The organism is Oligella sp. HMSC05A10 (genome assembly GCF_001808335.1).
Classification (GTDB): Bacteria; Pseudomonadota; Gammaproteobacteria; order Burkholderiales; family Burkholderiaceae_B; genus Oligella; species Oligella urethralis.
Genome location: NZ_KV792886.1, coordinates 1 through 9,862 on the forward strand (window position 1 = coordinate 1; position 9,862 = coordinate 9,862).

Consider the following 9,862-nt stretch of genomic DNA (forward strand, 5'->3'; position numbering starts at 1 on the left):
TTAAAGGAAGTTACACAAAATTATTTACAGGCCCCAATCAGCCGTCTGACGATTTGATAGCAAGTCTTATTTGCGCCTATTGCAATATAAAACTAACCATTAGCAATGATAATCCTTACGTGATCCCCTGGTAACTATATCTAAGGTATTTATCCCCATCGTGATACGTAAATAATGAGGGTTTATGATGTATTGGTGATTTAGTATCTACTGTTTGCTAAAGGATTTATCAAATCACTTCTCATATCGCCTTGCTGTCACATAAGTTTATGTCTGATTCATCTAAATAAACTCTGCTTTCTGTCACGAAACTGAAAAACTCCACATCTATAATGTAAACGTTTACATTGTGGGCGCTTAGTTGAGTGTCATGAGTATTGAAAAAATTGCTGAGCTTGCTCAAGTTTCGATTGCAACCGTTTCACGCGCATTTAATTCACCAAATAAGGTATCTGATAAAACGCGTGAACGTGTCCTACAGAAAGCGAAAGAAATTGGCTATATTTCAAATGCCAGCGCTCGCGCTTTACGCACGAATAAAACTAATGTTATCGGGGTTATGGTGCCGACTATGCTTAACCCTGTCTATGCGGAGTATTGTGAAGGAATAACCCAATCGGCTTTTGAAGCAGGTTATTCAACCATGATATTAAATTCAGCCTATCACTTAGAACAAGAAAAAATTGTTCTCCAGAAATTACTTGAGGCAAATGTTGATGGTTTAATTTTAACCGTTTCGAATACACAAAATCCGCAAGCCATGAGCTTTGTTAAAGCCTTAAGAATTCCTTATGTGTTGGCATATAACAATGACCCTCATTATCCATGTGTCTCTGTTGATAGCCGCCAAGCTTTAACTGAACTTGTTGCGTCTTTAACTAATGCTGGACATCAACATATTACGATGGTATGTGGTGAATTAGCCGTTTCTGATAGAGCTCAGCAACGGTACCAAGGTTACTTAGATGCTGTTCAACATAGCCCCGGCTTACAGCCGAATCTACTTGAGATCCCTTTTATTGAATCTGCGAATGCACAAATCCAGCAATACCTTCTGGAGCATTCGCATATCACTGCTTTAGTCTGTTCTAACGATTTATTAGCGATTCGCTGTTTGCGGGCCGCGCAACAATTAGGTCGAAAAATTCCGGATGATTTATCCATTATCGGTTTTGATGGCATTGCCCTAGGCCGTGAACTCTGTCCGATGTTGAGCTCTATAGAAACACCAAATAAGCAAATCGGCCAAACCAGTTTTTCTCTCTTATATCAAGCCATGCTAAATGACACAGCATTAAGTCCGCTTGATACATGTCTATTGCCTTATTCATTCCAACAAGGTGAATCTTGCAATATTGCCTTCATTAATTTACCCCATAGGAGTTAGCTGTGAAATTATCTTTACGTTCTGTAGTGAAAACAGGTCTTACTGCTGTCGCCCTGACACTCTCAAGCAGTGTTTTAGCACAAACAGTTATTTGTTATAACTGTCCTATCGAATGGGCCGACTGGGGCTCGCAAATTCAGGCTATTAAGTCTGAAACCGGTATTACCGTACCACCAGATAATAAAAACTCAGGACAATCTCTTGCTCAATTAGTAGCCGAAAAAAATAGTCCAGTTGCTGACGTTGTTTATTTAGGCGTAACCTCAGGCATCCAAGGTGCTAAAGAAGAGCTTGTTGAACCCTTTAAACCAGAGCGTTGGGATGATATTCCAGAAGGTCTTAAAGATAAAGATGGCAAATGGTTTTCTATCCATTCAGGTACCTTAGGCTTTATGGTAAATGTAGATGCTTTAGGTGGTAAGGCTGTACCACAATCTTGGGAGGATCTGTTAAAGCCTGATTACAAAGGCATGGTGGCTTACTTAGACCCATCGTCAGCATTTGTGGGATATGCCGGTGCTGTTGCTGCTAACTTAGCTATGGGTGGTGACCTAGATAACATGGCTCCAGGTATTGCTTTCTTAAAGAAACTCAAAGCGAATGACCCCATCGTACCAAAGCAAACATCTTACGCTCGTGTCTTATCGGGTGAAATACCAATTCTTATTGACTACGACTTCAATGCTTACCGCGCTAAATACAAAGATGAGGCTAATGTTGAATTTGTCATTCCTAAAGAAGGCACCATAGTGGTTCCTTATGTGATGTCGCTGGTAAAAGGTGCTCCGCATGCGGAAGATGCAAAAAAGGTTTTAAACTTTGTTTTATCTGATAAAGGCCAAGCCATCTGGGCAAATGCCTATTTACGTCCTGTTCGCAGTGCGACTATTCCTGCTGAAGTTTCTGAACGTTTCCTACCAGAAACTGAATACCAGCGTGCACAAGCCGTAGACTATAAAAAAATGGCTGAAAATCAAAAAACCTTCGCTGAACGTTATTTAAAAGAAGTGAATTAATGTAGTTATTCATTAATTTGCCATGGCGAGCATGTTGATCATTCACATGCTCGTTTTTTAAAGGTTGAACTATGTCTAAACAATTGTCTGCGCAGCAACGTATTAAATTTTATTGTTTGTTACCTGCATTTATTGTTTTCTGTAGCTTCTGGCTGATTCCCATGATCTGGTTAGTGAGCTTACCTGCACAAGAAGGCTGGCAAGCCTACTTTGCTGTATTAACCAATGTACGGTATTTACAAGTAATGCTTTTTACCTTAATACTCTCTGTACTCGTGACAATTCTGACCTTAATTATAAGCGTGAGTATAGGTATATTTTTTGCGCGTAATGAGTTTTTCGGCAAGCGAATGATGTTGTCATTGTTAACCTTACCCTTATCTTTTCCAGGGGTGATTATTGGTTTCTTTTTTATTTTAATCGGTGGTCGCCAGGGTTTATTTGCGGACCTAACTAACCTACTAGGGTTTGGTAAAATCAGTTTCGCTTACGGCGTTACCGGTTTATTTTTAGCATATTTATATTTTTCTTTACCCCGTTCAATCGCAACATTTGAAGCAGCTGCTCAAACCATTGATATAGCACTTGAAGAAGCTGTACGCTCCTTAGCAGGGACACGTTGGTTAATTGTGAAAGACGTCTGGATTCCTGAGTTATTACCATCCATTATTTCAACTGCAGCAATCGTATTCTCTACTTCTATGGGGGCCTTTGGCACAGCCTTTACCTTAGCAAGTCGCTCTGAAGTGCTACCGATTACGATTTATAACGAATTTACAAACTATGCGAATTTCACTATGGCTGCTTCTTTATCTATTGCGCTAGGATTAGTGACATGGTTAACTTTGTTCGTGACGCGTCGTTATGAGTCTAAGGGAGTTCATGTATGAATCGTACCCATAAAAAAAGGTTCAAATCCCCTTGGCTCTATACTTTAACAATTATCACCTTGCTATTTATTTGCGTGCCGATGCTAGTTTCCATTTTTGCCGGTTTTGTGAATAACTATGCAATAGGTTTTGAAAGTGGTTTAACCACAAAATGGTTTCTTCAAGTATGGTCTTCATATAGCAATACTATTTTTTGGTCTATTGTCATAGCCTTAGCTTGTGTTCTTATTACCTTAATTATCGGTGTACCTTGTGCTTACGCATTTGCTAGGTCAAAAAATCGTTGGTTAAGAATTCTTGATGAATTAATTGCATTACCGATAGCCATCCCAGGCCTTGCTTCTGCCTTAGCACTTATTCTGGCATATGGACAAATCCAATGGTTCCGTCAAAGTTACTTATTTATCTTGGTTGGTCATGTGGTCTTTACCTTGCCATTTATGGTGAAAACAGTAACTGCAGCTTTTAAAAAACATGAACTCTTAGTACTGGAAGAAGCTGCGCGCTCCTTAGGCGCCTCATTTATTGCACGATTTCTAGGTGTTTTGGTACCCGCTATTTTGCCTTCGATTATTGCTGCCTGTTTAATGGTTTTTACCTTATCCATTGGCGAATTTAACTTAACCTGGATGCTACATACCCCCATGACGCGCACCTTACCTGTGGGCTTAACAGATAGCTATGCATCTATGCGTATTGAAGTTGGTTCAGCCTATACCTTTATTTTCTTTTTAGTAATTCTACCGTTTCTTTATGGGTTACAAACGGTAGCGACTTATTTCCAAAACCGATATGGAACATTTTGATAAAGTTCGAATTCAAATTAAATCCTGCCAAAAAACCTATTCAAACGGTACGATTGGCTTAAAAACCACCTCTATAGAAGTAGAACCTGGGGAAATTCTTGCTCTATTAGGACCTTCAGGTTGTGGCAAGACAACCTTATTACGTATGGTCGCTGGTTTAGAAGATGCAGATAGAGGCGGTGAAATCTGGTTTGGTAATCAGAACGTCACGATGTTACCTATCGAAAAACGCAATGTCGGTATGGTGTTTCAGCACTATGCCTTATTTCCACAGATGACCGTTGAGGCAAATATTGCCTATGGACTAAAAATCCGTAAGTTAACCATGGATCAGATTAAAGCACGAGTAGCAGACTTAGTTCGCTTAATGAATCTGAACGGTCTGGAAAAACGGCGACCACATGAACTCTCGGGCGGACAACGTCAACGTGTTGCCTTAGCCCGAGCAGTAGCAATTCGTCCGCGCGTACTGCTACTTGATGAGCCGCTAGCAGCACTAGATGCCAAACTTAAAGAATCCCTCCGTGATGAGTTAGGTGTCTTATTGCGAGAACTTGGTATTACTGCTATTTATGTGACACATGATCAACAAGAGGCAATGGCTTTAGCTGATCGATTAGCGATAATGTATAAAGGTGAGATTGTACAACGCGGTAGTAGTGAGACACTCTATCGTGAACCAAGCCACCCCTTCGTTGCAGAGTTTTTGGGCCGAGTAAATCGCCTCACTCGTACTGTAGAGCAAGCACAAAAAAACCACCTGCTGTTAGGTCATTACATATTACCCTGTGCACCACAACTTCAAGGACATACCAGCCTATTAATACGTCCTGATGATATTCAATTAAGTGAAGAAATTGTACCTGAGAAAGCTCGTGCAACTATTAAGAAACGTATATTTTTAGGTGATAGAATTCAATTTATATTGTGTCTTCCTGGTGACCAATTACTCAAGTCAGAAACCAGTACCAATAGCATCTTTAGAGAAGGACAAGAAGTCGCTTTAACGATTCAATCCGATAAAATTATGGCGGCGATTCAGGAGTAGGTATGACCATCATTGCGCAAATTACAGATTTACATATTCGTGAGCCCGGACGATTAGCTTATAAACGAATTAATACAGCAGCTTATTTAGAACGCGCTGTAAATACTCTAATGACACAAAAACAAAAGGTTGATGCACTGATTGTTACGGGTGACCTCTGTGACTTTGGGCGTGAAAGTGAATACGACCACTTACAGCGCCTATTACAACCACTTGATTGTCCGGTATATCTAATGCCAGGCAATCACGATAATCGAGAACAGCTACGACGTTCATTTGACACGCACACCTATTTACAACAACATCACGGCGAACAAATTTACTATTCTGTAAAAATCGGTGTTGTGCAGTTAATCGCATTAGACACTGCCGTATTAGGCAAGAGCTATGGAGAGCTTGATAAAACACAACTACAATGGCTAGATAGACAACTTAACCAAAGCCAAGGCGCTCCTGTTATTATTGCTATGCATCACCCCCCATTTAATACACTAATAGGTCACATGGATAAAATTGGTCTATTAAAGGGGACTACTGAATTAGCTGAGATTGTAAAAAAATACCCGAATGTAGAACGAGTCATTTGTGGTCATTTACATCGTTCTATAGATGTTCGATTCGCAGGGACAATTGCTTCAACAGCGCCCTCTGTAGCACATCAAGTCGCCTTGGATATTGATCCTAATGCAGCATCATGCTGGGTGCTAGAACCTCCCGCCTATAAGCTACATATATGGCAAGAGGATGGGCCATTAGTTTCGCATTTAGCCTACGTAGATAATTACGACGGACCTTATCCTTTCTACGAGAATGGACAGTTGATTGATTAAAAGCGATATATGTCAAGCTAATCAACTAATTTCTTAACGCTTATGGCAATGCTACGAATTATAGTAGATGACAAAGTCTTGCATTCTTTATCGTACTGTATTGCCCGAGTGGCCTCCTCAAGCCATTCTTCAAACTCGACGGGTGATGAATCATAGCATGGTTCACTTCCGAAAGGCTGGTTTTACCTTTAAAAACATCTAAAACCAATGCACTTTTATGCTTGACTATCCAACGACGATTCTCTGACTTCATCTCTGTACTCATGGTCAAATTTTTTCCATACAATCAAATTAAGACCTGAGCAGGTTTTTACTGGGTAAATACAAAATTTCTCCACTACTTCCTCAAAGCACAAACCCTATCCAAAGCCTCTACGTACTCTTTTTCTAACTTAGCCACAATAGCTGCAACAGGCTCAATACAATCTATTAAGCCTACCCCTTGGCCAGCACCCCAAATATCCTTCCAAGCCTTAAACTGCGCTGAAGCATCAATAAAATTCATTGCATTTTTATCTTGATTTTGTAGCTGCGCTGGATCTAAACCCGCACGAATGATACTTTCTTTAAGGTAGTTTCCATGCACACCAGTAAAATAATCCGTGTACAGAATATCTGCCGCCTTTGCGCTTAGCAACGCCTCTTTATACTCTGGTACCGCACGCGCTTCCTCACTAGCGATAAAACGTGTCCCCATATAAGCTAGATCTGCCCCCATCACCTGTGCTGCGAGTATCGCATCACCCGTTGCTATCGCACCCGATAAAATAATCACACCGTCAAATCGCTGCTTTACCTCTGCCACCAAGGCCATTGGTGATAGCGTGCCACCATGACCACCCGCACCGGCTGCTACTAAAATTAAACCATCCACACCGGCATCAATGGCCTTTTGCGCATGCCGTAGATTAATCACATCATGCAACACAATGCCGCCATAAGAATGCACCTCAGCAATTAATTCAGGGCTTGGTGCGCGCAAGGAGGTGATAATAATCGGTACCCTATGCTTAACACAAATGGCCAAATCTTGCGCTAATCGTCTATTAGAATCATGCAGAATTAAATTAACCGCAATAGCACCCACTCGTTCTTCTGGATTAGCCTGTTGATACGCTTTAAGATCCGCATTGATATCATTCAACCAGTGATCGAGTAATCCATCTTCCCGTGCATTTAAGGCAGGAAAAGAAGCAACAATACCTGCCTTGGCTTGCGCTAACACCAGCTCCGGATAGCTCACGGTAAACATGGGCGCAGCGATCAGTGGTAAGCGCAAATTTGTTAAAACCTCTGGAAAATTAGCTCTGGTAAATGACATGTTCATCTCCTTAATACCTTTATTTAGCCATGAGTCACGCTCTTGGAGAATAAGTTAATTATCACCACACCAATGATAATTAATCCTATCCCTAGTATTGCTGCTTGGTCTAATCGTTGTTTAAAAAAGATAAAACCAATAACCGCTATACCGACTATCCCAATTGCACTCCATAAGGCATAGGCAATGCCTATAGGGATCGTTTTTAAACTTAGGGAAAGAAAATAAAAAGACGAGCCATAACTAATTAATACCAACGCTGAAGGAATTAATCGAGTAAATTGTTCTGTCTTAATTAATAAAGACGTTCCCACCAATTCAAAAAAAATAGCAATCGCCAAAAAACAATAAGCTGCTATTGTTGGTTGCATATAAACTCCTAAATATCAAAATGTTCCACATGGAACAAAAAATGGCGCCATCAAAAATGAAAGATATTAGCCAGCTACTTACCAATACAAAAAGATGAGAAAATCTCACCGAGCAAATCATCACTAGTGAATTCACCGGTAATTGAGTTCAACGCTTCATGAGATAAACGTAACTCCTCAGCAAATAAATCCAACACCCTGTCATCTTGTTGTGCAAACTCATAAGCCTGATTTAAATGGATCATGGATTCATTAAGCGCACGAAGATGACGTTCACGAGCTAACCATGGCGTTTCTTGCTGAACTTGCAAACCAGCTATGGATAATAATAATTCACTTAACTCAGCTAAACCAAGCTGTGCCTTAGCGGATAAGAAAACTGTATTTTGTTTGGCATTGGTTGCCTTTAGTTGATTTAAGGATGCATCATCAAGTAAATCAATTTTATTAAATACCGTAATCACAGGTGTTTTAGGGGGCATATTATTAAGAATATCCTGATTAGCATCCAGATCCGGTTCTGCCGCATCTTGTAAATGCAAAATCACATCCGCCTTGGCAATTTCAGCCCAACTACGCTCGATACCGATACTCTCAACCGTATCCTCCGTTTCACGCAAGCCGGCAGTATCGACGATATGCAATGGCACACCTTGCAAATGAATCTGCTGCACCACCCTATCCCGTGTCGTACCTGCAATTGGAGTAACAATTGCAACCTCGTCACCCGCTAATGCGTTTAAAAGACTCGACTTACCAACATTCGGCTGACCAGCCAGGACCACATGCACACCTTCGCGTAGAATCATTCCTTGTTTAGAAATATCTAAAATATGCTGTAATTTTGCACGTAATGACTCTAATTGTGGAACAGCATCGTATTTTTCTAAAAACTCGATTTCCTCTTCAGGAAAATCCAAAGTCGCCTCCACCAGCATACGTAAATACACAATACTATCAGCTAGCTCATTGACCAGACGAGAAAACTCACCACTTAATGAAGCCATGGCGCTACGAGCAGCCGACTCGGAACTTGCATCGATTAGATCCGCAACCGCCTCTGCCTGAGCCAAATCTAATCGCCCATTTAGAAAAGCGCGCTGCGTAAATTCACCCGGCTCTGCTGGACGTAAACGCTGATCTGCTAGCGGTATCTCTAAACAACGCTTAATTAAACGCTTTAATACCGCTGGACCACCATGGCCCTGCAATTCCAGCACATCTTCACCAGTATAAGAATGCGGACCTTTGAAGTATAAAGCAATTCCCTCATCAATGGCTGTACCATCGGCATCATTAAAGGGTAAATAATAAGCATGACGTGGTCTTAAATCACGTTTAAAAAAAGCCTGTATGTATGAGGACAAATCCTTTGCAGAAATACGTACCACACCGATACCACCACGGCCCGGTGCGGTTGCGATAGCAACAATCGGATCACTCCGAAACTGTAATACTGACATGTTTAAAACAAATTATTCAATATAAGAAGCGATTTCTTTAGCTAAAGCCTGTAATTCATCAGCCTCTGCAGCAACACGGCCATGGGACTGTCTACTTTGGCCCTCATAAACCGGTACTAAATGACAATGCAAATGGAAAACAGTTTGACCGGCTGGTGCGTGATTAAATTGACTAATAATTAAACCATCTGCCTTAGTCGCTTTCATTAAAGCAGGGGCAATTTTTTTGCAGGTTTTGGCACATGCTGCAATCGCTTCATCACTAATATCAAAGATATTCACCGCGCCCTCTTTTGGTAAGACTAATAAATGCCCTCTCGACTCCGGCATAATATCCATCATGACATACGTGGCATCATCTTCATACACCTTATAAGATGGCGCTTCATTTCTTAAGATCTTTGCAAAAATATTATCTGGTTGATATTCCATTGTGTCTACCTATAATTTAAAGTTATGAGCTAAGCCCATCACCTAATGTGAATAAGCAGTGATTGAACTTGGTATAAAGCATCTTATCATGCCACTACCGTAAATTATCCACTTTCTCAGTCTTTATAAAACACTAACTTATGCCTAAATATATCAAGCTTAAGTAATTGAAATTAAAGATTAAAAATGACTTATTCAACTTATCCACAGAGCATAATAATAAAAATAAGTATTAATAATTAATAATCTATTCTCATCTTGCTTAGTGAGACTTTTGCATAAAAGCAGTTAAATACCG

At 40.5% G+C, this 9,862-nt stretch carries 11 protein-coding genes; 7 read left to right on the top strand and 4 right to left on the bottom strand.

Annotated elements, in window-relative coordinates; all coding sequences use genetic code 11:
• The first annotated feature begins 370 nt into the window (after nt 1-370).
• The 7 genes from HMPREF3144_RS04020 (at nt 371) to HMPREF3144_RS11950 (ending at nt 6,179) form a co-directional block, all read left to right on the top strand.
• Nucleotides 371-1,387: a LacI family DNA-binding transcriptional regulator gene (locus tag HMPREF3144_RS04020; RefSeq protein WP_036560562.1), complete on the top strand. Its 1,017-nt coding sequence runs from the start codon at nt 371-373 to the stop codon at nt 1,385-1,387.
• 2 nt (nt 1,388-1,389) lie between these two features.
• Nucleotides 1,390-2,403 carry an ABC transporter substrate-binding protein gene (locus HMPREF3144_RS04025; protein ID WP_070476547.1) on the top strand — a complete coding sequence of 338 codons (1,014 nt, stop codon included), beginning with the start codon at nt 1,390-1,392 and terminating at the stop codon, nt 2,401-2,403.
• 71 nt (nt 2,404-2,474) lie between these two features.
• On the top strand, nt 2,475-3,293 hold the full coding sequence (locus HMPREF3144_RS04030) for an ABC transporter permease (RefSeq protein ID WP_018027434.1): 819 nt from the start codon (nt 2,475-2,477) through the stop codon (nt 3,291-3,293).
• Nucleotides 3,290-4,099, top strand: a complete 810-nt coding sequence (locus HMPREF3144_RS04035; RefSeq protein ID WP_018027435.1) for an ABC transporter permease — start codon at nt 3,290-3,292, stop codon at nt 4,097-4,099. Before HMPREF3144_RS04030 ends, HMPREF3144_RS04035 begins: the two co-directional genes overlap by 4 nt.
• Nucleotides 4,086-5,147 (top strand): ABC transporter ATP-binding protein, encoded by a 1,062-nt coding sequence (locus tag HMPREF3144_RS04040; protein ID WP_018027436.1) that lies wholly within the window; start codon nt 4,086-4,088, stop codon nt 5,145-5,147. Before HMPREF3144_RS04035 ends, HMPREF3144_RS04040 begins: the two co-directional genes overlap by 14 nt.
• Before the next feature lie 2 nt (nt 5,148-5,149).
• Nucleotides 5,150-5,977, top strand: a complete 828-nt coding sequence (locus HMPREF3144_RS04045) for a phosphodiesterase (RefSeq protein ID WP_036560566.1) — start codon at nt 5,150-5,152, stop codon at nt 5,975-5,977.
• 67 nt (nt 5,978-6,044) lie between these two features.
• The gene (locus HMPREF3144_RS11950) at nt 6,045-6,179 is read left to right on the top strand and encodes a hypothetical protein (protein WP_256388361.1); all 135 of its coding nucleotides are present in this window, start codon (nt 6,045-6,047) and stop codon (nt 6,177-6,179) included.
• A gap of 135 nt (nt 6,180-6,314) precedes the next feature.
• On the opposite strand, the gene HMPREF3144_RS04050 is transcribed toward HMPREF3144_RS11950, so the two are convergent.
• The 4 genes from HMPREF3144_RS04050 to HMPREF3144_RS04065 form a co-directional block, all read right to left on the bottom strand.
• Nucleotides 6,315-7,298, bottom strand: coding sequence for an NAD(P)H-dependent flavin oxidoreductase (locus HMPREF3144_RS04050; protein WP_070476549.1), 984 nt, complete (start codon nt 7,296-7,298; stop codon nt 6,315-6,317).
• A 23-nt stretch (nt 7,299-7,321) separates the two neighbouring features.
• Nucleotides 7,322-7,669 (bottom strand): DMT family transporter, encoded by a 348-nt coding sequence (locus HMPREF3144_RS04055; RefSeq protein WP_070476551.1) that lies wholly within the window; start codon nt 7,667-7,669, stop codon nt 7,322-7,324.
• A gap of 74 nt (nt 7,670-7,743) precedes the next feature.
• On the bottom strand, nt 7,744-9,132 hold the full coding sequence (mnmE, locus tag HMPREF3144_RS04060; protein WP_070476553.1) for a tRNA uridine-5-carboxymethylaminomethyl(34) synthesis GTPase MnmE: 1,389 nt from the start codon (nt 9,130-9,132) through the stop codon (nt 7,744-7,746).
• Nucleotides 9,133-9,144: 12 nt separating this feature from the next.
• Nucleotides 9,145-9,564, bottom strand: coding sequence for an HIT family protein (locus HMPREF3144_RS04065; protein WP_070476555.1), 420 nt, complete (start codon nt 9,562-9,564; stop codon nt 9,145-9,147).
• Nucleotides 9,565-9,862: the final 298 nt, after the last annotated feature.